The sequence below is a fragment of the Geminocystis sp. CENA526 genome (assembly GCF_050753365.1).
Taxonomy (GTDB): Bacteria; Cyanobacteriota; Cyanobacteriia; order Cyanobacteriales; family Cyanobacteriaceae; genus Geminocystis.
Map to the genome: position 1 here is coordinate 24,907 of NZ_JBLZFY010000013.1, position 22,997 is coordinate 47,903.

Below are 22,997 nucleotides of genomic sequence, written 5' to 3' on the forward strand. Positions count from 1 at the left end.
TGCTCAAAAATTCTTTTAATGAAGTTCAGTAATAGGTAATGAGTAATAGAGCGACTCGTTCGCTAGAAACTAGATAAAATAATCTAATGAAAGTTCACTGTTGGATAATTTCCCATTGAAGCCTACACTTTAGGAATATAAGTGTATAGAGCGTCACCAACTCAAAAAATTAAAAACGAAGATCACCTTTCATACTACCTATCGTCTCGCCACTTTCCGTAACACCTATTTCTAAACGCATAGAAGCCCTACTATCAGACATTTGATAGTTAAGAATACCACCATAACTCAATTCTTTCTCTCGACTGTTAAAGCCTTGATTTAAATCAATATAGTTACGAATATAAGGACCGATCGAAATATTATTGAAAATCTTTTGTGTTACTTCCACGTTAAAATAAGTGGTATTTCCTAATTCTAAATTTCCCAATAAAATCGGTCCATTATTAAAACTAAATCTACCATTGAGAAAACCTACTACACCACCATTACCGTATTGAGGAATGATACCTAAAGCCCCCGTTAACGAAGTACCATAACTTCGAGCTTGTCGAGCATAACTATAAGCTAAAGTAATTTGCCAAGGATTATTACCACTATTAGCACTATTCCAACTGAAACGAACTAAAGGGCTATGGGTATTTATCGCTTTTAAAATATTGTTCTCATCAAATTCTGGACTGGTAAAGTTAGCTGTAGTCAGCATATTGACATAAACCCCTACCGACGGTTCAGGAATACCAAAATCATTGCGAGTTATATCGGCTACTGCACCATTCTCCACATTAAACCATAACCCTGTATTCACCGTATAAGCCCAATCTCCAGAAGTTCCTGCATAAAGTGCTTCCACTGTGGGTAAATTAATATAACCATTAAAATATTTGATATTTATATCTCTGACAAAATCTCGTCGCAACACAAATCGATCGTACGCTATATCAAAAGTCCTAATCGGTACAGGATAAGCCGTTAAATAGCGCGAATTAAACTCCTGTACAAACTTTTGTCCTTCAGGGCTAATTAATACTACCTGAGAGCCAAAATTCTCGTTAATGGGTTGCCCCCGATTTTCCAACTCCGTCGGTGGTAAAGGGATAGTATTACCTAAGAAAGTTAAAGGACCAAAATCTTGATTAGAAAGTCTAGCGGACTCCACAAAGGTAGAGCCTTCTCTCCAATCTCCTATATCCTGTTGAATAAACTGCACCGCCCTTTTGATATTTCCTGTTCTAATTTGAAAAATATCCGAGTTATTAGGAGTAACATAGGTAGGAAAAGTAATAAAACCAGATAACTGATTGAGACTACTCGCAGAGTTTGCATAGCCAAGGGTACTATTGAGGCGAAGATTAATACTTCGTCTTTCCTCTGAAGTTGCTTTAGTGGTAATGGGTTTAAAAATTTCGTTATTATCTCGTCTTTCACGGGCTTTGTCGATACTTTCATCGAGAATATGAAGATCTAAAGTATGAAATACCGCCCCTAAAATCATCCCCAAACTAGAATTAATAGTTTGAATTTCGTCAAAATTTTTATTCTCATTTACCGCCATCGTCACAGACAGTCCGGGGTTAGTATATAAATTATAAAAAACCGCCCCTATCTCTTCCTTGTCATATTGCAGTAAAAAACGATTATGGGAAATACTAAAGTAAAAACGATACCAGTCTTTTTCACTCTTAGCTATTTCAAAAGTGTTAATTTCTGGTGGCTGAATCCCCATGCCAAGCCAAAAAAGAGAGTTCCAATAATGATAATCTTTTTGACTTTGGGTTAAAAAAGGATTAACTAAAACATTCAGCAAGTCTTGATTATCAAATTTACCATCTTGAGCAACTTTTATACCCGGTACAGAAGTAACTTCTGGATTAAAAATCCGTGCAGATTCTCCTGTAATGGGATTTGTCCAAGAAATTCCCGCTTCTGCCAAGACTTCTTTAGGGATTATTTCTCCCCGTCGGAAGTCCACTTGAGCTAAAGCCCTTAAATCATTGGTAGGAAAACCTTGCAAAATTTGAGGCGTATTTTCTATATCTAAATTACGAAATAATGAGCCTCCTCCTTTGGGGTTAAAAGTGGAAGCCACCCCAATTTGACTATCATTAACCGCTTGGGGCGAAGGTAAAATAATGGTTTCTCCTCCAGAAACTCCTAAACTACCAGTATTGAATTGAACATCCCCTGCGGGTACTCCTTCAGGGTTGATGATTTCTCCTGCTAAACTTATTACCTGAAAATCTGATAAATCCTGTATTTTAAACAGTCTTTGTAAATCATTGGGAATTACCCACACCGCTTGATAACCACTGAAACTCTGTCTTTGAGTTAATATTTGTCTTTGGGTAATATTAGTTTGTTTTCCTTCATAAATAGCCCCTCCTAAGATTCCTCCCACACTACCCACGATCGTATTGTCTTCTAATACCCAGTACAGTTGATCTTTATGGGGATAGTAACCATAACCAACTTTATTCCAAAAAGGATTTTTTTCAGAATGTCTTAAATCTAAGTTAAGGTACATATCATCAATACGAGGCTTAAAGATAAAAGGGGAGAATGTTAGGTTATCTGTGCCTCCTACAATCCAAGGGTATCTTGTGGCAGTACCACTCAAAGCATTATTAATAAACTCCGCTACCACCTCTGGAGGTACAGTTACAGTGTCTGGAGGCTCTTGTTCTATGGGTTCGGGAGGTTTTTCAGGTAAGGGATCAACTTGAGGAATGGGAGGCTCAAGCAGTCGATCTAACGGGCTTAATTCTATGTCTTGTGCTTGTAAGTCACTTTGAGCAAATAATTGTATTTCAGCAAGGGAATATTGATTAATATTTTCCCAAGAGGGTTCATTTTGATTTTCACCTATATTAAGGGCGATCGATGGAAGCACAAAAGAATTATTGAGAGCGATGGCTTGGGAGGGTGTCGGAATAAATAACTGAGCTAAATCAAATTCTTCTATATTTTGAGCAATGAGATTGTTATTAAAAGGAGTTAAATTGACTTCCTGAGCAAAGGTATTGAGTGCGATCGAACCTTGAGGGATAAATAATTGAGCTAAATTATATTCTTCTATATTTTGAGCAATGAGATTGTTATTGAAGGGAGTTAAACTGACTTCTTGAGCAAAGGTATTGAGTGCGATCGAACGGTTGGTGAGGGTAGTCGAAACATTCTCAGTGTTATCTTTAAGTAAATCTTCAGTATTTTGAACTACGGAATTATTCTTAACCCCAAGAAATTCCTGAGATAACAAAGATTTTTTTTCATCAACAATATTATAATTAACGGAATCGTAATTCGAGGGGGTTAAAAATTGCTCTTGCTCACTGGAAACTACCATATTGACTGTAATCGCCGTGTCAGCTACCATTATTGGCATCATATCTTTATTACCTTCGCTAATATCATCGTATTGCTCTTGTTCATCCTCCTTTGTATCTTGGTTTTCCATACCTAATGTAACGAATTTTCCAGAAGAAGGAGAATCTCTCTTATTTTGCTCTAGGGTTGACTCAATTGGTTTTTCCTCGTCTTGCTCCACAACTTGGGTTGTCTCCGTAAAAACACTACCATAGCTCTTGGTTGTAAATTGCAAAAAACTAGCTAATAACACAAAAAAAAATAAAATCTTTTTGCCCCAACCTTTGCTTTTAGATATATATAATAAAACTTTATGCTTACTGTTTTTTGTCATACAAAACTTTTTTTGCAAATATTATATGATTCACCAATAGCGTGTAATATTTATTAGTACTATTGTTTAATCTCAGATAATTCCTTTACCATCATAGTATAAAGGAATGGAATCTTCAATGAAAAAAAGTATAATATCATCTAAAAAAACATTACTTAAAATTTACAAAAAAAAATCAAATAATAAAAATTAACAAAAAAATAAAAAAATATTTTCTTTTGAGAATTTATGTTCTATGATTAAATTAAGCTAAAAAATAAGTTAACTCACTCCATAATCTCGATCGTGGATTAAAATTGGTTAACAGTTTAGCTCATCATTCATTCACGAGAACAAATATTTACTTAAGTACAAATTCCATGAAAAAAATATTATTAGCCCTAGGGGTAGTCGGTTTAGGTTCTGTGATGGCATCTCCTGTTATGGCTCAGACCTATGCCTCTGGTTCTTCTACGATCGTCTTAATGAACGGTGCAAGTCAATCCGTAGGTGCGGAGATTGCTATCCCTAGTGGTACTTTTTTCTCGGGGGGAGTTTCTAACTTCGATCCCATTAACACACAGGTCGATGGTGGAGTAGTAGTTACTCCCACTTTACAAACACCTGGTGATCCCGCATTAGCTCCTGGCGGTTCTGGTTTAGCAGTAAATGAACAAAACTTTGCGGAATTAGTTGTAGACCCAGGTTTACCTGACTCTGTAACTTCCGCCTTTCCCGGTTCTTCTACTACTTTCACTGCAGCGGCAGCGGCTAAATTGGATAGCTTAGATGCGACTGTGGCGGCAGAACTGGCATCTATTGTTTCTATCATTCGTGCTGGTGCTGGAGTTGATGGTTTAGAGTAAAATTTCCCACTCTATACTTAACCCATCGGGGAGAATGCTTAAAACTAAACATTTTCCCCTTCCAGATTTTTTTTCATTTTTTTGAGTAGAGTATATAAACATATAACGAGGTCTAAAATTATGGCTACATATACAGTAACAGGAGCAACGACAATAACAATTACTGCAAGTACAGCAAATCTAGCAAACCTTGCCGTAACTTCTAACAATCCTCCAACCACTACTTTATTAAACGGAGATGTTTTGATCGGAGACTCAGATTTCGCTAATGTATCCAGTACGATCGATGGTTCTGGTGTTACGGCGGCTAGTAACGGTAGTTTGTTAATCAATTTAAACAGTGCAAAAAATAATGTACGGGTATATGATAATACTCTGCAAGATTTTATTGATGCTACTAACCCCGCCCTTATTACCCCTCAATTTAGTATCAGCACCAGATTTTTTACAAACGCCATTGGCGGAGCAGGTAATGATACTCTGTTAGGAAACAGTGCCAACAACGTCTTAAGCGGTGGTCTTGGAGACGACTACATAGATGGTGGAGCAGGTGATGATAACCTTATGGGTGGAGGTGGCAATGATACCCTTATCGGTGGTGTTGGTAATGATATACTCGATGGTGGTAATGGTAATGACTCCCTCGATGGTGGGTCTGGTAATGATGTCCTTATAGGTGGAGGTGGCAATGATACCCTTATCGGTGGAGGTGGTAATGATATACTCGATGGTGGTAATGCGGCTGACACCTTAATCGGTGGTTTAGGTGCTGACACCCTAACTGGTGGGGGTGGTGCTGATACTTTTACCTATAACAGTTTGAGAGAGTCTAGTTTAAGATATGGTATTGATGTGATTACTGATTTTGGAACGGGGAACGACAGTATAGTGACTCCTAACCTAACTATTACAAGTATTGCACCAAGCGTTGGAACAATTACCTCATTCGATGCCATTACCATCTCTAATTTATTCAGAAGTCAAGGGGTAGGAGCAAATCAATCCATTGTCTTCACCTTTGAGGGAAATGATTATCTTGGTATTAATGATGGTAATGCGTCTTTCTCCATTAGCAATGATGCGATCATCCAAATTACTGATAACTAACCTGAGCTAAATTACCAGAAGATAGTAATCCTTAGCTTGATCTTACATTCCTCTCAGATCCTCTCTAGCCTTCTCCTTTATAAGAGGGAAAGAGGGGATATTTTCTATTTCTCATTATGGAGGTGAAAATGGCTACATACAACTACATAAGCCCTACGATAATAACAATCACCGCAACTACCACAAATTTGGGAGAACTCGTCGTTTCTGATGGAACAAATAATTTAAACAACGGTGATGTTGCGATCGCAAATTCGGATTTCGAGAATATAATTAGTACGATCGATGGTTCTGGTGTTACGGGACGTAGTGATGGTAGTTTGTTAATCAATCTAAATAGTACAAAAAACAACGTACGGATACATGACAATACTGCGGTGAGTTTTAATCCTCCCTTTAGTACTCCTGAGTTTAGCATTAGTACCACATACTTTACAAAGGCTATAGGTGGTGAAAATAATGATACCCTCTTAGGAAACAGTGCAAACAACACCTTAATCGGTGGTGCGGGGGATGATTACCTTCATGGTGACAGAGGGGATGATTTTCTCGATGGTGGCAGTGGGAATGATTCCCTCGATGGTGGCATAGGTGATGATTCTCTGATAGGGGGTTTTGGCAATGACACCCTTAATGGTGGAAGAGGTTTTGACACTGCCATTTATGATGGTGAATTTGCTGATTTTTCTATAAAGGTGGAAGATGATTTTATCACCGTTGAGAGAAAGGTTGATATGAACGTTGATACTTTGATCAGCATAGAACAATTGCAGTTTACAGATCGAACTGTGTTAGTGGAAAATCTCCCTACAGATCCAACAGATCCTATTGAAACATTATTCAATGATCCTTTATTCCGTTTCCAAAATAGCAGTAATCCTGGGGCATATCTATATGCTGGGGAAGCGGAAAGTCAAAGTGTTCGTGCTAATTACCCTAATTTTGTGGAAGAGGGATTTGCGTTTAATGTCAGTAACCAAGCAGACGATCGATTGATCAGGTTAAACCGTTTCCAAAATATGGCGGTGTCGGGTGCGTACTTATACGCAGGAGAAACGGAAAGTCAAAGTATCCGTCAAAATTTTCCACAATTTAAGGAAGAAGGTATTGCATTCTACGCTCTTTCCGCAGATGCAAATCTCGGAGTTGACATTTACCGTTTTCAAACTAAAGAAGGAGCTTATATATTTGTAGGTGAAGAAGAGAAAAACAATATCCTTGCCAATTTCCCTCAATTCACTTTAGAAGGAGTTGCTTTTGAAGTTTTACTCTAGCTTTAACGACAAATACAACTAATTTCTCATTTTGTTGTGTTTCATTACTTCAACCCAAACTACAATATTTTTAAGGTTCGATCGTGTTTAAGAGATTGCTTCGTGTCTCGCAATGACAAGAAGGTTCGATCGAGGTGAGTGATGGTAAGGTTCGATCGTCTGTTTTGGGTTTCATTTCGACTCCGCTCAATGAACAAACTTGGGGGTTCGATCGAGATTAAGGTATGATTAGTAAAGATATATTATAAAGAGGAAACTTCGTATCAAGAGTAATAATCGTTAAGTCTTCAATTATACTTTGAACAATTAACATTCTGTCAAAAGGGTCTTTATGGTACAATGGTAAATCCTTTATCTTTAATCCATGTTCTGCTGTAATATGTAAGATTGTAAAATTATTGTCTTTGAGCTTTTCCAATAGATTATTTGGTACAGACAACTTACCTAAAGACTGTTTGATAGACATTTCCCATATTGTAGCTGTACTAACAAAAATTACATTTTCAGGATTACTAATAATTGTCCTTATTTGGGGTGACAATTTTTGCTCATCTCCTAACCACCATAAGAGAATATGAGTATCTAATAAATACTTCATTCATTTTCTCCATAAAATAGAGCATTAATTTCGGCGCACTCGTCATCAAAATCATCAGCCATCCAAATTTGTCCTTCCCACCCTCCAGCAATGCGTGGCTTTAGCATCTTTTCATCTTTAATTACTTTTTTTTCAGTGGACGAAAAAGGTAAAACCTTCGCTAGAGGTACACCATCAAGAGTTAAAGTAACTTCTACCTGATTTTGAATAGCTGATAGTAATTCCGATAAGCTATCTTCCCATAAATTAACATCAAGGGTTTTTTTTAACATGGTCAAAATTTTATTCTTGCTATAAGTTTATTATAGAGTTTGTTCGATCGAGCGTGCGCCACTTTTAGTGATCGAGTTTAATCGAGTTTAAGGGATTGCTTCGTGCCTCGCAATGACAGAGAAGGTTCGATCGAGGTAGTGGGTTCGATCGTAATAAGTTAAGATATATCTAATCAAAAATCAAAAAAGTGTATTATGAGTCAAGTCGTAGAAGTTAGTATTGCTGATATTTTGTCTCGCTTAGAAACTAAAATGGATAGTTTAGACAGAAAGTTGGAAACTAAAATTAATAAGTTAGAAGACAAAATCGATGATTTAGAGAAAAAGTTTGATGACAAATTCGATCGTTTATCCAATGACGTTAATCTTCTTAGGGTGGACTTAGTTAAAGTTGATGAGAAAGTTAATCGCTTAGAAACTAGCTTAGAAGAAAAAGTTAATGGATTAGACACAAGTTTAAAGGATAAATTTTTGGGATTAGATAAGCGATTGGGAAATATAGAATTTGTGGCTCGATCAATCGCAGGAGGTATTATCATTACGTTGATATTAGCGGCGGCTCGTTACTTTTTCCCTAATATTGTCTTGTAATAGTAGAGTTCGATCGAGTTTGGGAGATTGCTTCGTGCCTCGCAATGACAAGGAGGTTCGATCGAGTTTAAGGGATTGCTTCGTACCCTCGCAATGACAGGGAAGTTCGATCGAGTTTAAGGGATTGCTTCGTACCCTCGCAATGACAGGGAAGTTCGATCGAGTTTAAGGGATTGCTTCGTGCCTCACAATGACAAGGAAGTTCGATCGAGTTTGGGAGATTGCTTCGTGCTTCGCAATGACAAGGAAAGTTCGATCGAGTTTAAGAGATTGCTTCGTACCCTCGCAATGACAGAGGAGGTTCGATCGAGTTTAAGGGATTGCTTCGTACCCTCGCAATGACAAGGAGGTTCGATCGCTACTGAAGTGCAAGTTTATTTCAATCAAAGATTACTTAAAATCTAGTCAGTGGAAAATGGGTGAAAATTAGAGAATCTGTCGCTATTTGACAAGATGGTAAAACGGTGATTTTATTTCCTCAAGAGATAGAAAAAAATTATCAAAATCTATTATCTAACTAATTTATAATTCATAACTTTAAAGGAGAATTAATTATGTTAACAGTTAATCTAGATCATGAATCAGAAAAATATTTAATTGAAATTTTGTCAGAAGAAAAAATAACTAGCCAAGAATTGGTTAAAAAACTTTTGCGTAACCATTGGATTCGTTTAAAAAAACCCCCAACAGTTTTAGAAAAAATGGGTGGTTATCCTGAACATTTATTAGACGGAAAAGAAAACTTATCTGACAGGGATATTCGTAAGCAAAAAATTGCTAAATATTTGCACCAAAAACATGAACAACATCAATAATTATGACTGAATATTACCCTTTTATTCTCATTGACACAGGAATTATAGTCGCATTTTATAATAAGGGCGATCGTTATCATCAACAAGTTGTTAATTTTTTTGCTAGTTGTAACAGTCAATTAATTACTACTGTTGGTTGTGTAACTGAAGCTATGTGGTTACTTGCCCCAGATGTAAAAGTTCAAACAGAGTTTTTATCTACTTTAGAAAAAGGAGTATTTATTGCCGAACATTTACTATCAGAAGATTATCAAAAAATCAAACAATTAAATCAGATTTACCAAGACTTACCTGCTGATTTTACAGATTTATCGTTAATAGCGATTTCTGAAAGATTAAATATACCTGCTATTGCTACTTTAGATAAAGATTTTGATATTTATCGCCGTTATCGTAATCAATTTTTTATTAGAGTTTTTTATCCTCAGTAGTCATATTTTATGAAAAAGAATTGACTTTTTTAAGTTCGATCGATTTTAAGAGATTGCTTCGTGCCTCGCAATGACAGGGAAAGTTCGATCGATTTTAAGAGATTGCTTCGTGCCTCGCAATGACAGGGAAAGTTCGATCGATTTTAAGAGATTGCTTCGTGCCTCGCAATGACAGGGAAAGTTCGATCGATTTTAAGGGATTGCTTCGTGCCTCACAATGACGGGGAAAGTTCGATCGAGTTTAAGGGATTGCTTCGTGCCTCGCAATGACAGGAAGGTTCGATCGATGTTAGGTTAAATTCTATCTCGCCATGATTGAGGATTTCGATGAGAGTGCATAACCGCCAAAATCAAAATATCATTATCTTCGATCGTATATAAAATTGCATAGGGACATTTACGAGTTAAACAACGACGAATATTTTTATCAACAATGGCATAACTATAGGGAGATTCGCTTAATCTAAAGATAGCATTTTCAACTTGATTAATGAAATCTTGAGCTAACTTTATTCCTTGTTGAGCATAATATTCTACAGTTTCAGAATATTCCTGTAAAGCTAGAGGATGGAAAACATATTTCATTATCCGTTAAATCTACTTTTAATTTTTGCTAGTGCTTCTTTCCCGTCAATGGGCTTAACAATACCCTCTTTTATTTCTTGTCTGCGTTTTTGTGCTTCATCTATCCACATTGTTTCTACATTTTCATCCATGTCAAATTCCAAACTTTCTGCTAGTTTTTTGATGAGCAAAACTTTGGAAGGATTCGGTAAAGCTAAAGCCTCTGTGATTAGTTGTTCTACGGATGCCATTATTAACTTCCCTAAAAATTAAATTCTTTTTCAATCATATCATTTCTAATTATTCGCAGAACATAATTTTTACAAATGATATTAGTTAAGTCATGATAGCAGGGTTCGATCGCGCAGCGCCGCTCTTAGCGATCGAGTTTAAGGGATTGCTTCGTACCTCGCAATGACAAAAGAGGTTCGATCGAGTTTAAGAGATTGCTTCGTACCCTCGCAATGACAGAGGAGGTTCGATCGAGTTTAAGAGATTGCTTCGTACCTCGCAATGACAAAAGAGGTTCGATCGAGTTTAAGAGATTGCTTCATGCCTCGCAATGACAGAGGAGGTTCGATCGAGTTTAAGAGATTGCTTCGTGCCTCGCAATGACAAAAGAGGTTCGATCGAGGTAGTGGGTTCGATCGTAATAAGTTAAGATATATCTAATCAAAAATCAAAAAAGTGTATTATGAGTCAAGTCGTAGAAGTTAGTATTGCTGATATTTTGTCTCGCTTAGAAACTAAAATGGATAGTTTAGAGAAAAAATTTGATAACAAACTCGATAAGCTAGAAGACAAAATCGATAAGTTGGAAAACAAAATCGAGGGTTTATCCAATGAAGTTAACGCCGTTAAGGTAAATGTAGCTAAACTGGATGAGAAAATCGTAGGAGTGGATAAAAGGTTAGGTAATTTAGAGTTTATTTTTCGCTCGATCGCAGGAGGTATTATTATTACTTTGATATTAGCGGCTGCACGTTATTTTTTTCCTAATCTTGTCTTGTAAGTTTGCTCTTTTAGAAGATTGCTTCGTTACCTCGCAATGACAGAGGAGGTTCGATCGAGTTTAAGGGATTGCTTCGTGCCTCGCAATGACAGAGGAGGTTCGATCGAGTTTGGGAGATTGGTTCGTGCCTCGCAATGACAGAGGAGGTTCGATTAATGTAAGATAACAAATACACTTATTAGAGATATGTAATCTCTACTTCGATCGAAACACCAATTCTAGTAATCTTTCGGGAGTGACAGCATGACCTGCTATATAACCTTCTACTTTAAATATTGCCACTGTATTGAGCGCTAAGGAAGAATTAGCAACAAAAGGCTGACGATTTACCATTACATCAATAATTACATCAATAATTACATCACTATCAAATAATACTTTTTTCAACGATATTTTTCCTCTAAATAATTTACATAAGATTCTGGGAATAAATTATCTTGTTCTTGGATGATACCTATTAGACTTTGAGTCCAAGGATGCAATGTTTGGACTTGTGTATCTTTTTGATAAGGAACAGAAACAAAGTGAGTTTCTTCTTCTATGGATTTTAGTAATGATTGAACTAAATGCCATTTTTCTGACAGAGGTAATTTTAGTGCTTGATTTTGCAGTTCTGTTAAAGTCATAAAATCAATTATTTTTTGAGGAAAAATTGAACCAGTGCTTCTTTTCGATATTTATTATAATTTGATAGTGCCACCATTGGGATAAAAGAAAGTTCGATCGAGTTTAAGAGATTGCTTCGTGCCTCGCAATGACAGGATAGGAAAAGTTCGATCGAGTTTAAGGGATTGCTTCGTGCCTCGCAATGACAGGATAGGAAAAGTTCGATCGAGTTGTCAAAATAGGGTTAGATAGGGTTTGATCGCGCAGCGCTGCTTTTAGCGATCGAGGTAATGGAGTTCGATTTGATCGGGGTAGTTTGATCGTTATTACGTTAAAATAGGAATAAAAGAAGAAGGTGTATTATGAATCAGGTCATCGAAGTAAATATTGCCGATATTTTGTCTCGCTTAGAAATTAAAATCGATAGTTTAGACAGAAAATTTGAAACTAAAATTGACAAGTTAGAAGACAAAATCGATGGCTTAGAGAAAAAGTTTGATGACAAAATCAATAAGTTAGAGAACAAAATCGATAGCTTAGAAAGAAAGTTTGATGACAAATTCTATCATTTGTCCAATGAAGTTAATGCAGTTAAGGTAAATGTAGCTAAACTGGATGAGAAAATTACAGGAGTGGATAAGAGGTTGGGTAATTTAGAGTTTATTTTTCGCTCGATCGCAGGGGGTATTATTATAACATTGATATTAGCGACTGCTCGTTACTTTTTCCCTAATATTGTTTTGTAAGTTCGATACATAAAAGCAAGATAAAATACTAGAAAGGTAGTAAACGATCGAAGGAGATAAAAAACCATTTTTACACCACCATTAGCAAGATTAATTGAACAATTACAAAAGTTACCCGGTATAGGGGCAAAAAGTGCGCAAAGATTAGCTTTTCACATCCTCAAGCGTAGTGAAAAAGACGCAGAAACTTTAGCCCAAGCTATTATTGACGCAAAAAGACAAATCGGTTTTTGTCAACGTTGTTATCATCTTTCAGCAGAGCCTATTTGTGAAATTTGCAGTAATCCCAATCGAGAACAGGATGTTATTTGCGTGGTGGAAGACTCTAAAGACGTGATAGCCTTAGAAAAAACAAGGGAATATCACGGTTTATATCATGTTTTAGGGGGTGTCATTTCTCCTATGGATGGCATTACTCCCGAACAACTTAATATTCAAACTTTAATACAAAGAGTTGGAGAGGGCAATATAAAGGAAGTAATCATGGCAATTAGCCCGAATATCGAGGGGGAAACCACCACTCTTTATGTGGGAAAGTTATTGAAACCTTTTACCAAAGTTACCCGTATTGCCTTTGGTTTGCCTATGGGGGGTGATTTGGAATACGCCGATGAGGTAACTTTAGCAAGGGCATTAGAAGGTAGAAGAGAAGTAAGTTAATCTGAGTAAACGATAAAATGATGAAGATAAGAAGGGGAACAATTTAAAATTATTTGCATCTATACATTTAACTGAATCTATAGACAATATTGAGTTTAATAGATTCTTCAGTAGTTTAAATATTTAGGTATAAAAATTATGAAACTTAATAAAAACATTTCGATCGCACTAATGACAAGCACAGTAATCGGTGGAATCATGGGATTTGTTTCCCCTAGTCAAGCTCAATCTGTTCAATTTCAGTGCGGTGCTGATATTAACAATATTCCTACCACTTATGTAGAAACTCCCGGAGGAGTTGTGGAAATTTTCAAATGGAGAAGTACCTATTTTCAAGGACCTTATACTCCCGTACAAAGATGTTTAGAAGTTACTCAAAGAATGAATCGATTCCAACCTACCTATTTAGTAACTGGAAGAGTTAATAATTATAATGTCATTTGCTCTGGTACAAGTTGCGATCGAGGTGGTAGCAATGTATTATTAACCTTACGTCCTGATCAAGACCCAGCACAAGTATTACGAGAGATTGACAATACCAGAGATGGTGCCGGAGGTCCCTCCATGCAGTTTAATAGTAATACTAATATTTTAAATAATTTCCGAAGAAGTAACATAACCAGAACAAGAGAAGGTGCTACTGCACTCAATTTAACAGGGCATATTCAGACAGCGCCTAGAGTGCAAAATAATTTCTCCCAAAATTTTGATACCAACACCCCTGCCCCTACAAATAACACGACAACTCCAACCACACAACCAGCAAACATGGGACCTCAACCGGCTACTCCTAGTAACGTTGAAACGACACCACAACCAAATACAACTCCTTCTAACACCAATTCACCTCTTAACCCTATCCTACCACCTTTTAATCTTCCTACTAATCCCGTTCCTGTTAGAATCTGGTAAATTATTTCGGGCAACCAACGATGAAAAAATTTATCACTACAGGCTTATTTGGTTTAATTTGTTTTGCTAGTGGGGTTTTAACCCAATATCTTCTTCCCGTCAAAAGTTTTGATATTGCCTTAGTGACACAAAAAAACAATGATGAAGACAAGACAGGTGAACAGGTGGACAGGTGGACAGGTAGAAAAATTCCTGATATTTTAATATCTAATTCAGAGAGTTTTGAATCTTGGGAAATACCTGTCGTCAGTTTCGATCGAAATAACCCAGAAACCCTCAATTTACAAGCCTCTACGGAGGTTAAAGAGGAAGAAATTGAAGCCTATGCTCGACAAATTACTGTTAAAGTATTGTCAGGGAAAAATTCAGGCTCAGGTATCATAATTTCTGGAAAAAACGGTACTTATCAGGTATTAACCAATGATCATGTTTTGCTATTTGGGAGGCAAAATAATGCCTATAAAATCAGGACAAATGACGGGATAATTCACACAGCAAGAATAGCTAATAATTATAATTTTCGAGACTATGATTTAGGTATTTTAGAGTTTACCAGTAGAAATAATTATACTGTTGCCGTCTTGAGTAATCAACCTTTTCCTGCTATCGATGAGGTGGTTTATGGAGTAGGTTTTCCCTATACTTCCAGTGACAATTTAAACAAAGATAATTTTACATTTACGAGGGGAAAAGTTAATTTAATCAGTGATTTATCCTTTCGTGGCGGTTATCAAATTGGCTATAGTAACGACATCGTAAAAGGTATGAGTGGTGGTGCATTACTCAATGCTAAGGGGCAAATTATTGGTATTAACGGAAGGCATAAATACCCCGCTTGGGGCAACCCTTATGTATTTGAGGATGGTTCGATCGCACCTCCCGATAAAAAAGCACAGATGATTCATTCGAGTTGGGCGATTCCCATTAACACTTTCGTGAACTACCAACACTAACCTAGTGGTATAGTGTAGGCTTCATCTTTCACAGGCTCATGGCTCAAGTGGGAAAATGTCCTAATCGGACTCTATTATGTTTATCAAAATGGGAGCAAGAATACCTTATCCTTCTTTAAGGTAGGGATGAATTGCGACCCAAGCAATAAATATTGCGGTAGCAATTCCTTTCTGCTAAAATAAAAGCTGTGGAGTTAACGTCCACCTAGCGAGAGTCCCTCGCAAAGTCAAGGCTAACCATGAATTGGCATGGTATCTAGTAAATAGATGGATGTATGATTCAGTAAGGTAAATACCAGTCAGCCTAGCAAACCTCAATTAGAGAGTAGGGAATTGCAAGTGATTGTAGTTCAGAATTCCTATCCTTCTATAAGGTAGAGTTCTTCAAATAGAACTGATATAACTATAGTAAACTAGAAAAACCTCGATCGATCGAGGAAGGATAGATAACGAGAAAAACTGGAGCAAAAAAGTAACAATGGGTAGAGTCGTTGGAATAGATTTAGGCACAACAAACTCAGTGGTAGCAGTGATGGAAGGGGGGAAACCCCTTGTTATTCCTAATTCCGAAGGCAGTCGTACTACCCCCTCAGTGGTAGGTTTTAACAAAGATAACGAGTTAGTCATTGGGCAAATGGCAAGACGACAAGGAGTCTTAAATCCCCAAAATACCTACTATGGTATTAAACGTTTCATGGGGCGAAAATATGGCGAATTGAATGAAGAATCAAAGCGTGTACCCTATACCATTCGCCGTGATGACATAGATAATATTAAAATTCGTTGCCCTCGTCTCAAAAAAGAATTTGCCCCCGAAGAAGTGTCGGCAATGATATTACGCAAATTAGCCGAAGAAGCAGAAAGATATTTAGGGGAAGAAGTCACAGGCGCTGTAATTACTGTACCTGCTTACTTTAATGATGCTCAACGTCAAGCCACCAAAGACGCTGGAAAAATTGCTGGACTAGAAGTATTAAGAATTGTTAACGAACCGACAGCAGCCTCCTTAGCCTATGGTTTAGAGAAAAAACGCAACGAGAAAATTTTAGTGTTTGACTTAGGAGGAGGCACTTTTGATGTTTCTATCCTTGAAGTGGGAGACGGTATTTTAGAAGTGAGGGCGACTAGCGGTGATACTCAGTTAGGAGGCAATGACTTTGATAGGCGCATTGTGGACTTTCTAGCAGAGGATTTTCTGGAAAAAGAAGGGGTGGATTTAAGACGAGATAGACAATCGTTGCAACGGTTAACGGAAGCCGCCGAAAAGGCTAAAATTGAACTGTCTGGGGTGAGTAACACGGAAATTAACTTACCTTTTATCACTGCTACAGAAGATGGTCCAAAACATATCGAAACAACCCTTAGTCGTGCTAAATTTGAACAGTTATGTGGTGATTTAGTCTCTCGTTTACGTCGCCCTATTCAACGAGCTTTGAAAGACGCAGGTTTAAGCCCTGTACAAATCGATGAAGTGGTGTTAGTCGGTGGCTCAACTCGTATTCCTATGGTACAAGAACTTGTGCGTAGTTTTATCGATATTGAGCCTAATCAAAATGTTAACCCTGATGAGGTTGTAGCCGTTGGTGCTGCGGTTCAAGCGGGAATTTTGGGTGGAGAAGTCAAAGATATTTTACTCCTTGATGTGACTCCTTTATCTATCGGTGTGGAAACCATTGGGGGTGTAACTAAAAAGCTCTTACCTCGCAATACTACAATCCCCGTCAGACGCTCAGACATTTTTTCTACTTCAGAGAATAATCAAACTTCTGTGGAAATCCATGTCGTGCAAGGAGAGCGAGAAATGGCTGAGGATAACAAGTCTTTAGGGCGTTTCAAGTTAACAGGTATTCCTCCAGCTCCTCGTGGTGTACCACAAATTCAAGTGTCTTTTGATATTGATGCTAATGGTATTTTACAGGTAATTGCAAGAGATAAAACTACAGGGAGAGAACAACGAATTATTGTGCAGAATGCTTCGACTTTATCACAGTCGGAGGTCGATCGAATGATGGAGGAGGCGCAGGAGTTTGCAAGGGAGGATAGAGAAAGAAGGGATAGGGTAGAAAAACGCAATAGTGCTAAGGCTTTGACGGATCAAGCACAACGCCGATTACGGGAAGTTACCCTCGATTTTGGCAGTCAATTCACTAACCCCTATCGCCGAGATATAGAAAATCTTTGTAGTGAAATTCTCGACAGTTTAGAGAAGGATGACGATCGACGCTTAGACAGAACCTTAGCAGATTTGCAGGATGTTCTCTATGAGTTAAACAGAGAAGTAAGACTACAATATGATGATCAAGAAGAAGGGTTTTTCGAGTCCATTAAAAAGACTTTCATCGGCGATGATGACGATGATTTTGATTATCGAGAGAGAGATAGAGTTTATCGTAATCCCGATACTCCCTTATACGGTGCAAAACCTTCAAGGTTCGATCGAACAACATCATCCCGCGATCGAGACTATGATAATCCTAACAACTATGGCTATGGTAGCGGAGGCTTATCCAATCCCAGAAATACAAAAGGTTCGCAACCAAATTCAAATCGTCCTCAACCTCGTCGTTATGACGACTATCCTCCCGAAAACGATCGAGGTGAAAGAGGGTACAATGTAGGCAAGAAAAGAAATATACCCTACGAAAGTGGTTGGGAAGACGACGACGATTGGTTTTGATGATTAAATATAATTTCTCTATTCTAATCTAGCTCAACTTAAATGTAGAGTATTTACTGAGGACAGACCTTCCCCCGAAGGGGAAAGTCTTGGAAGACAAGAAGATAGGAAAGACAGTCTTTATTATATCACATTTTTTATAAAAGTGGGGGGGGTTTCAAAAATTTTATTTAGAGGTTGCTGAGAATGCCTGTTATATTTCTAATACCCTATTCTGAGTGTTGGAATTTGCCCATTTTCTAATTTCTTGACGAATTTTTCTTCTTCCTTCTAAACGATATTGATTAATAACTTCTGGTATTTCTTGTACGGGTAAATCTGGAAATACTAAACTAAAAGGTGACTCTTGATAGGTTTCATCAGCTTGTAACAAATAAATTTTTAATTTTCCTTCGTCATAACACCACAATTCAGGAATCCCTAAACGGCCATAAATAGGAAATCGATCGATCAATTTACTGGTAATATCAATTTCTAGGGCTAAATCTGGTGGTGGATCATAGTTTAAATCATAGTCTAATTTACCTCTGATTTTTGACTCGTTTTGAAAATAAAAACAGTTATCAGGTTCAAGTCCAGCCATTTTCGCCTGTTTACGCCAAGTAGTTGAACCTAAACTCTCATAATCTCTTTCTAATACTTCCGCAATGTCTTGAATTGCAGTACCAATATTCTCTTTATAATATTCGTGTTCGGATAAAGGACTCATAATTTCTAATGCTCCATTATCATAAGCAATTCTAGCAGAACGAGTTTGTCCTAAATCCATGAGGATATTTTCAAATTGTTGCCAATCTATATTGTATAGCACAACTCGATCGGCTCTCTGTTCAGTCAGCATCATTGTTAAAACCATAAAAGATTTATTAATATCATAGCTAGATTTTTCAGGACTTACGCAATACGATGTTGAACTGATGTTTAAAATTAGGCTTGATGCTCAAAGACATTGCTATAATACATTAAATCTAAATCCACAAATAGAGAAATAGCAGAAAAACATCTTTCCGTTAATTCCCAACGACCTTCTCTTTGTAACATAGAAATTAATTTTTCCCGTACGGGAATAAGATAGCGTACATCATTAGCCGCATAACTTAACTGTTCTGATGATAAACTGTTAACATTACCCCAATCAGAGCTTTGGGCTTTTTTATCTAACTCTACCCCTTCTAATTCTTGTACAAGGCTTTTTAAACCGTGACTTTGGGTGTAGGTACGAGCAATTTTACTGGCAATTTTAGTACAAAAAATGGGGGCGGTTTCCACTCCGAAGGTATGCTTAAATTGAGCTACATCAAAACGAGCATAATGGAAAATTTTAGTAATTTTTTCTGACTCTAATAATTTAGTGAGAAGGGGGGCTGTAGTTTGTCCTTTTCCGATACGAATAGCAGTTACATAGCCCTCTCGATCGCATATTTGTACTAGGCAAAGTCGATCGCGCTGAGGAATTAAGCCCATAGTTTCGGTATCTAAGGCTAAACAATCGGCTTTTTGATACTGATTAAACATATCGAGGGATAAATCTCCCTCACAAACTTGAAACTTATTTAATGACATCAAGAATTAAGAATTAAGAATTAAGAATTAAGAATTACCTATTACCTATTACCTATTCACTATTCACTACTCTAGTCTCCCTCGTGACGGGGATAAATTTGTTCTGCTTCGGGGCAATCATCGGAGACGGGAATTTCTCCGTAACCCTTGGGTACAGAAGCTAATTTGCGACTGACTGCACCAATACTTTCAAGGCGCACAAACTCTTCCCAAGAACTGTTTTCGTAATCTTCTTCCATTTCATAGCGAATCACAACAATATCGCCTTCAATACCAATAATTTGTGCGTCTTCAATCCAACGTTGCTGATCTCGCAGGAATACAGATACATCACAACCTTCTTTATACATTTGATAAATTTTACGGTCTAACATAGACTTCTCCTTACACTGCTAAAGATCAATATAATTTTTAGGATAATTGTAATAGTAAAACTTCCCAAGGTTAATTTTTTTTCCATCAGGAGTAAATAATTTCAGAATCTCGATTTTAACTAATTTTGATGATTGGACGTGATACCATAAGCATATACATCAATAGTGGAAATAGAGATAAAAGAAGATTGAGCATAGTTTAAAAGGAAAATTATCCAAATATAATGAACTTACGATCGAGACTTAATAAAACATCGGATTTGATCAGTTAAGGTTGTGTTGCCACAATGTCGATCGAACTGACGATTATTTTATTTTTAATTCTCATTAACTATCGTAACATTTTATCCTCACAGATATTAGTGTTATATTGTTGAATAATTTTTAAAGTATAATCAGAAACTAGATCAGTTTGTTCTAACATGGCAAAATGTCCACATTCTTCTATCTCATAAACATTATCTTGATGATGTTGAAATAGATGATGAAAACTAGCTAAATGCTTAACATACTGAGGTTCCATAATTTGATCCTGTTTTCCAGCGATAAAATATACTGGTTGAGATAAACGAGCAACTATTTGGGGTAAATAATGGACTTCGTTTTCAGTGGTGGACTCCAATAATGAACCGATGGCGGCTTGTTCATTAGCATTGATAAAGTCTTGTAATCTTGCCTTTCCCCATTGCAGACTCAGGGGGCGTTTTACCATCATACGAGAAAAAATGACATCAAATAGGGGAAGATATGAAAACCAAGGGGGGCGAAATTTAACGAGATTTTCTCCTGCTTTACGAAACCGCTCAAATTCCTCCTTGAGATAAATGCCTCCTCCTGCATTCACACAAATAACGCCTTCTATTATTTCGGAACAAATATCCGCACCCCAAATAGCAATACTTCCCCCCAAAGAATGACCTACTAACCAAGCCTTTTTGATGTTTAATTGAGTTAATAGTTCTTGTAAATCTTCAGCGTAACTGCGTAAATCAAAATTCAAATTTAAAGAATCTTCGGGTAGTTGAGAAGCTCCAAATCCTTTTAAATCATAGCTTAAACAAGAATATTGATCTTTGATTCGATCGATCAATGGTTGCCAATATTGATGACTGAGCAACCACCCGTGAATAAATACTAATACGGGATTAGATGAGTCGGGAGTTTCCGTAAACTGGTAAAAGTGATCTACTCCACGAATATTAATCTTGTTCATTTGTATCTTAAATGATATGGCGTTCTGTCTCCTGATTTTATCATATTCCTGAAATTTTCCTTTTGAAAAATTTGAAAAAGAAGAAAAGATCAAAGAAGATACTTTAAGGGGCTAATCGGTGAATATCCCAATTCATGGCATCCTGTTTTTTATACAAGAAACGATCGTGAAGTCGATTTTCTCTACCTTGCCAAAATTCAAAGCTATCTGGTGTTACCCTATACCCCCCCCAACTAGGAGGCAAAGGAATTTCTTGATTCTGAAACTTGGCTTTCAATTGTTCAAATTGTAATTCTAAAATTTTGCGAGAGGAAATAATACTACTTTGTGCCGAACACCACGCCCCTATTTGACTCCCCCTAGGGCGAGTCGTAAAATACTTTAGGGATTCCGCCGTACTAATTTTTTCAGCTTTACCACAAATTTGTACCTGACGTTGTAAACCAACCCAAAAAAATAATAAAGATACTTGATTATTCTCGGCAATTTGAGAGGCTTTTCGGCTTCCATAGTTGGTAAAAAAAACAAATCCTTGTCGATCGAAATATTTTAAGAGTACAATTCTTTGGTGTGGTTGTCCATCAGGAGAAACCGTTGCTAAATTTACCGCATTAGGTTCTGGTAAATTGGCATTACAGGCTTGTTGAAACCATGATTCAAATTGTTGAAAAGGGTCTTCTTTTAATTGTTCTCGTCTTAAACCATCAAGGGTGTATTCATTTCTCAAATTAGCCAAATCCATACTTTGTTCAATAAACCTCTGCAAAAATTTATAATTCTTATATAATATATAGTCACCTTGCTAAGTATAATAAAAAATGCAAGTTAAAACCGAAAAACATGATGAAATGGGGATTAATTGTTATTTGTGGTGCAACTGCCAGTGGTAAATCATCTTTAGGGTTAAAATTAGCCCAAAGATTGAATACTATTATCATCAGTGCCGATTCTCGACAGGTTTATCAAGAATTTGATATTGGTACTGCTAAACCTACCTTAACAGAACAAAAATTAATCCCTCATTATCTTATCGATATTTGTCATCCTAGGGAAACTCTCACTTTAGCCGATTATCAAGAAAAAGCTCAACATATCATTAATTCTAGTGTTTCTATTCCCTTATTAGTGGGAGGTACAGGATTATATATTAACTCCATTACCAAAGGCTTAAAAATACCTAGAGTTGCTCCTCAACCGACACTTCGATCGCAATTAGAGTCTTATAGTCAACAGGAAAGGTATCGTTTTTTACAGCAAGTCGATGGTAAATCCTGCGAAAAAATCCATTGTAACGATGAAATTAGGACAATTAGAGCCTTAGAAGTTTATTATGTCACGGGAAAGCCCATTTCTGAACAACAGGGAGAAAATCCCCCAACCTATCCTATTTTAACCATTGGTTTACATCTCGATCAAATCGCCATTGAAAAAAGAATTAAACAACGTACTCGCATTATGTTAGAAGAAGGATTAGTTAAAGAAACAGAGAATTTAATCCAAAAATACGGCGTAGATTTACCCCTCTTAAATACCTTAGGATATGCAGAAATTAAACAATATTTAACAGGAGAAATTAGCCTTAATCAAGCAGAAGAATTAATAGTGATTCATACTCGTCAATTTGCCAAAAGACAACGCACTTGGTTTAATGCGAATCAGGATATTCAATGGTTTGATGCAGATTCTCCCCAGTTATTAGAAGAAGTTTGGCAAACAATCAATCAAAATTAACCTCAGTTCGAGATAAAATTTAGACTAAATCGATCGAATAATAAATATAGCAATCCTAAATTATCCGTGAGAAATTGAAAATAAGTTTCCCCTTTGTTTAACAGGGTTTTTTCAAAGTAAGTTGCTAAAAAATGTTGGGGTGTTAGGGTATTAGGGTATTAGGGGATTAGGGAGTTTTTTTGCTTCCAGATTTCAGGTAATAATAATAAATCTTGAATAAATTATCAAAACTCATTACTTATTACTCTTTACTCATTACTTTCTCTTAAACAAAAATTTGAAAATGAAACAGCCCTGCTGGTGGTTAGGGGGGATCGTATTCTCATGATTCATTTACAATTGCTATATATCGATCG

The 22,997-nt window shown here is 36.8% G+C and carries 29 protein-coding genes; 14 read left to right on the top strand and 15 right to left on the bottom strand.

Going from position 1 to position 22,997, the window contains the following annotated elements; all coding sequences use genetic code 11:
- Positions 1-169: 169 nt before the first annotated feature.
- Positions 170-3,697, bottom strand: a complete 3,528-nt coding sequence (locus tag ACN4EE_RS05845; RefSeq protein ID WP_431705472.1) for a hypothetical protein — start codon at positions 3,695-3,697, stop codon at positions 170-172.
- A 359-nt stretch (positions 3,698-4,056) separates the two neighbouring features.
- Here ACN4EE_RS05845 and ACN4EE_RS05850 point away from each other — a divergent pair, with 359 nt between their 5' ends.
- The 3 genes from ACN4EE_RS05850 (at position 4,057) to ACN4EE_RS05860 (ending at position 6,923) form a co-directional block, all read left to right on the top strand.
- On the top strand, positions 4,057-4,542 hold the full coding sequence (locus tag ACN4EE_RS05850; RefSeq protein ID WP_431705473.1) for a hypothetical protein: 486 nt from the start codon (positions 4,057-4,059) through the stop codon (positions 4,540-4,542).
- 120 nt (positions 4,543-4,662) lie between these two features.
- On the top strand, positions 4,663-5,649 hold the full coding sequence (locus tag ACN4EE_RS05855; RefSeq protein WP_431705474.1) for a bluetail domain-containing putative surface protein: 987 nt from the start codon (positions 4,663-4,665) through the stop codon (positions 5,647-5,649).
- A gap of 128 nt (positions 5,650-5,777) precedes the next feature.
- Positions 5,778-6,923 carry a calcium-binding protein gene (locus ACN4EE_RS05860; protein ID WP_431705475.1) on the top strand — a complete coding sequence of 382 codons (1,146 nt, stop codon included), beginning with the start codon at positions 5,778-5,780 and terminating at the stop codon, positions 6,921-6,923.
- A 217-nt stretch (positions 6,924-7,140) separates the two neighbouring features.
- Here ACN4EE_RS05860 and ACN4EE_RS05865 read toward each other — a convergent pair whose 3' ends face one another.
- Complete coding sequence (locus ACN4EE_RS05865) at positions 7,141-7,521, bottom strand: type II toxin-antitoxin system VapC family toxin (RefSeq protein ID WP_431705476.1); 381 nt, start codon at positions 7,519-7,521, stop codon at positions 7,141-7,143.
- Positions 7,518-7,793 carry a type II toxin-antitoxin system Phd/YefM family antitoxin gene (locus tag ACN4EE_RS05870; protein ID WP_431705477.1) on the bottom strand — a complete coding sequence of 92 codons (276 nt, stop codon included), beginning with the start codon at positions 7,791-7,793 and terminating at the stop codon, positions 7,518-7,520. Before ACN4EE_RS05870 ends, ACN4EE_RS05865 begins: the two co-directional genes overlap by 4 nt.
- Positions 7,794-7,988: 195 nt before the next feature.
- Here ACN4EE_RS05870 and ACN4EE_RS05875 point away from each other — a divergent pair, with 195 nt between their 5' ends.
- From ACN4EE_RS05875 to ACN4EE_RS05890, 4 genes are all read left to right on the top strand, one after another.
- On the top strand, positions 7,989-8,384 hold the full coding sequence (locus ACN4EE_RS05875) for a hypothetical protein (protein ID WP_431705478.1): 396 nt from the start codon (positions 7,989-7,991) through the stop codon (positions 8,382-8,384).
- A gap of 180 nt (positions 8,385-8,564) precedes the next feature.
- Positions 8,565-8,726: a hypothetical protein gene (locus ACN4EE_RS05880; RefSeq protein ID WP_431705479.1), complete on the top strand. Its 162-nt coding sequence runs from the start codon at positions 8,565-8,567 to the stop codon at positions 8,724-8,726.
- 212 nt (positions 8,727-8,938) lie between these two features.
- The gene (locus ACN4EE_RS05885; RefSeq protein WP_431705480.1) at positions 8,939-9,199 is read left to right on the top strand and encodes a hypothetical protein; all 261 of its coding nucleotides are present in this window, start codon (positions 8,939-8,941) and stop codon (positions 9,197-9,199) included.
- A 2-nt stretch (positions 9,200-9,201) separates the two neighbouring features.
- Entirely contained in the window at positions 9,202-9,630 is a 429-nt protein-coding gene (locus ACN4EE_RS05890) for a type II toxin-antitoxin system VapC family toxin (protein ID WP_431705481.1), read from the top strand.
- 294 nt (positions 9,631-9,924) lie between these two features.
- On the opposite strand, the gene ACN4EE_RS05895 is transcribed toward ACN4EE_RS05890, so the two are convergent.
- The 3 genes from ACN4EE_RS05895 to ACN4EE_RS05905 form a co-directional block, all read right to left on the bottom strand.
- Complete coding sequence (locus ACN4EE_RS05895) at positions 9,925-10,215, bottom strand: type II toxin-antitoxin system RelE/ParE family toxin (RefSeq protein ID WP_431705482.1); 291 nt, start codon at positions 10,213-10,215, stop codon at positions 9,925-9,927.
- Entirely contained in the window at positions 10,215-10,445 is a 231-nt protein-coding gene (locus ACN4EE_RS05900) for an addiction module protein (RefSeq protein ID WP_431705483.1), read from the bottom strand. Before ACN4EE_RS05900 ends, ACN4EE_RS05895 begins: the two co-directional genes overlap by 1 nt.
- A 125-nt stretch (positions 10,446-10,570) precedes the next feature.
- Positions 10,571-10,714: a hypothetical protein gene (locus ACN4EE_RS05905; RefSeq protein ID WP_431705484.1), complete on the bottom strand. Its 144-nt coding sequence runs from the start codon at positions 10,712-10,714 to the stop codon at positions 10,571-10,573.
- A gap of 174 nt (positions 10,715-10,888) precedes the next feature.
- Between ACN4EE_RS05905 and ACN4EE_RS05910 the strand changes: the two genes are divergently transcribed.
- Entirely contained in the window at positions 10,889-11,206 is a 318-nt protein-coding gene (locus ACN4EE_RS05910; protein WP_431705485.1) for a hypothetical protein, read from the top strand.
- A 10-nt stretch (positions 11,207-11,216) separates the two neighbouring features.
- Here the strand turns inward: ACN4EE_RS05910 and ACN4EE_RS05915 are convergent, their stop codons facing one another.
- From ACN4EE_RS05915 to ACN4EE_RS05930, 4 genes are read right to left on the bottom strand one after another with little or no spacing between them, the layout of a single operon-like run.
- On the bottom strand, positions 11,217-11,375 hold the full coding sequence (locus ACN4EE_RS05915; protein ID WP_431705486.1) for a hypothetical protein: 159 nt from the start codon (positions 11,373-11,375) through the stop codon (positions 11,217-11,219).
- A 26-nt stretch (positions 11,376-11,401) separates the two neighbouring features.
- Positions 11,402-11,593, bottom strand: a complete 192-nt coding sequence (locus ACN4EE_RS05920; protein WP_431705487.1) for a hypothetical protein — start codon at positions 11,591-11,593, stop codon at positions 11,402-11,404.
- Positions 11,590-11,832 (bottom strand): hypothetical protein, encoded by a 243-nt coding sequence (locus ACN4EE_RS05925; RefSeq protein ID WP_431705488.1) that lies wholly within the window; start codon positions 11,830-11,832, stop codon positions 11,590-11,592. The genes ACN4EE_RS05920 and ACN4EE_RS05925 overlap by 4 nt, the downstream gene beginning before the upstream one ends.
- Before the next feature lie 54 nt (positions 11,833-11,886).
- A complete protein-coding gene (locus ACN4EE_RS05930) occupies positions 11,887-12,015 on the bottom strand; it encodes a hypothetical protein (RefSeq protein ID WP_431705489.1) in 129 nt (42 codons plus the stop codon).
- 159 nt (positions 12,016-12,174) lie between these two features.
- Here ACN4EE_RS05930 and ACN4EE_RS05935 point away from each other — a divergent pair, with 159 nt between their 5' ends.
- The 5 genes from ACN4EE_RS05935 to dnaK all read left to right on the top strand — a co-directional run bounded on the left by ACN4EE_RS05935 (position 12,175) and on the right by dnaK (position 17,760).
- Complete coding sequence (locus ACN4EE_RS05935) at positions 12,175-12,558, top strand: Clp protease/crotonase-like domain-containing protein (protein ID WP_431705490.1); 384 nt, start codon at positions 12,175-12,177, stop codon at positions 12,556-12,558.
- A gap of 66 nt (positions 12,559-12,624) precedes the next feature.
- Positions 12,625-13,218: a recombination mediator RecR gene (recR, locus tag ACN4EE_RS05940; RefSeq protein ID WP_431705505.1), complete on the top strand. Its 594-nt coding sequence runs from the start codon at positions 12,625-12,627 to the stop codon at positions 13,216-13,218.
- Between the two features lie 138 nt (positions 13,219-13,356).
- Positions 13,357-14,130: a COP23 domain-containing protein gene (locus tag ACN4EE_RS05945; protein WP_431705491.1), complete on the top strand. Its 774-nt coding sequence runs from the start codon at positions 13,357-13,359 to the stop codon at positions 14,128-14,130.
- 20 nt (positions 14,131-14,150) lie between these two features.
- Positions 14,151-15,083 (top strand): S1 family peptidase, encoded by a 933-nt coding sequence (locus tag ACN4EE_RS05950; protein WP_431705492.1) that lies wholly within the window; start codon positions 14,151-14,153, stop codon positions 15,081-15,083.
- A 478-nt stretch (positions 15,084-15,561) separates the two neighbouring features.
- Complete coding sequence (dnaK, locus tag ACN4EE_RS05955) at positions 15,562-17,760, top strand: molecular chaperone DnaK (RefSeq protein WP_431705493.1); 2,199 nt, start codon at positions 15,562-15,564, stop codon at positions 17,758-17,760.
- Between the two features lie 193 nt (positions 17,761-17,953).
- On the opposite strand, the gene ACN4EE_RS05960 is transcribed toward dnaK, so the two are convergent.
- The 5 genes from ACN4EE_RS05960 to pdxH form a co-directional block, all read right to left on the bottom strand.
- Positions 17,954-18,616: a Uma2 family endonuclease gene (locus ACN4EE_RS05960; RefSeq protein ID WP_431705494.1), complete on the bottom strand. Its 663-nt coding sequence runs from the start codon at positions 18,614-18,616 to the stop codon at positions 17,954-17,956.
- A gap of 71 nt (positions 18,617-18,687) precedes the next feature.
- Positions 18,688-19,323, bottom strand: a complete 636-nt coding sequence (locus ACN4EE_RS05965) for a ribonuclease D (protein WP_431705495.1) — start codon at positions 19,321-19,323, stop codon at positions 18,688-18,690.
- A 71-nt stretch (positions 19,324-19,394) separates the two neighbouring features.
- A complete protein-coding gene (locus tag ACN4EE_RS05970) occupies positions 19,395-19,697 on the bottom strand; it encodes a DUF6679 family protein (protein WP_431705496.1) in 303 nt (100 codons plus the stop codon).
- A gap of 331 nt (positions 19,698-20,028) precedes the next feature.
- Positions 20,029-20,910, bottom strand: coding sequence for an alpha/beta fold hydrolase (locus ACN4EE_RS05975; RefSeq protein WP_431705497.1), 882 nt, complete (start codon positions 20,908-20,910; stop codon positions 20,029-20,031).
- A 103-nt stretch (positions 20,911-21,013) separates the two neighbouring features.
- Positions 21,014-21,652 (bottom strand): pyridoxamine 5'-phosphate oxidase, encoded by a 639-nt coding sequence (pdxH, locus tag ACN4EE_RS05980; RefSeq protein WP_431705498.1) that lies wholly within the window; start codon positions 21,650-21,652, stop codon positions 21,014-21,016.
- Between the two features lie 101 nt (positions 21,653-21,753).
- On the opposite strand from pdxH, the gene miaA reads away from it, so the two are divergent.
- Positions 21,754-22,641, top strand: a complete 888-nt coding sequence (miaA, locus tag ACN4EE_RS05985; RefSeq protein WP_431705506.1) for a tRNA (adenosine(37)-N6)-dimethylallyltransferase MiaA — start codon at positions 21,754-21,756, stop codon at positions 22,639-22,641.
- Positions 22,642-22,997: the final 356 nt, after the last annotated feature.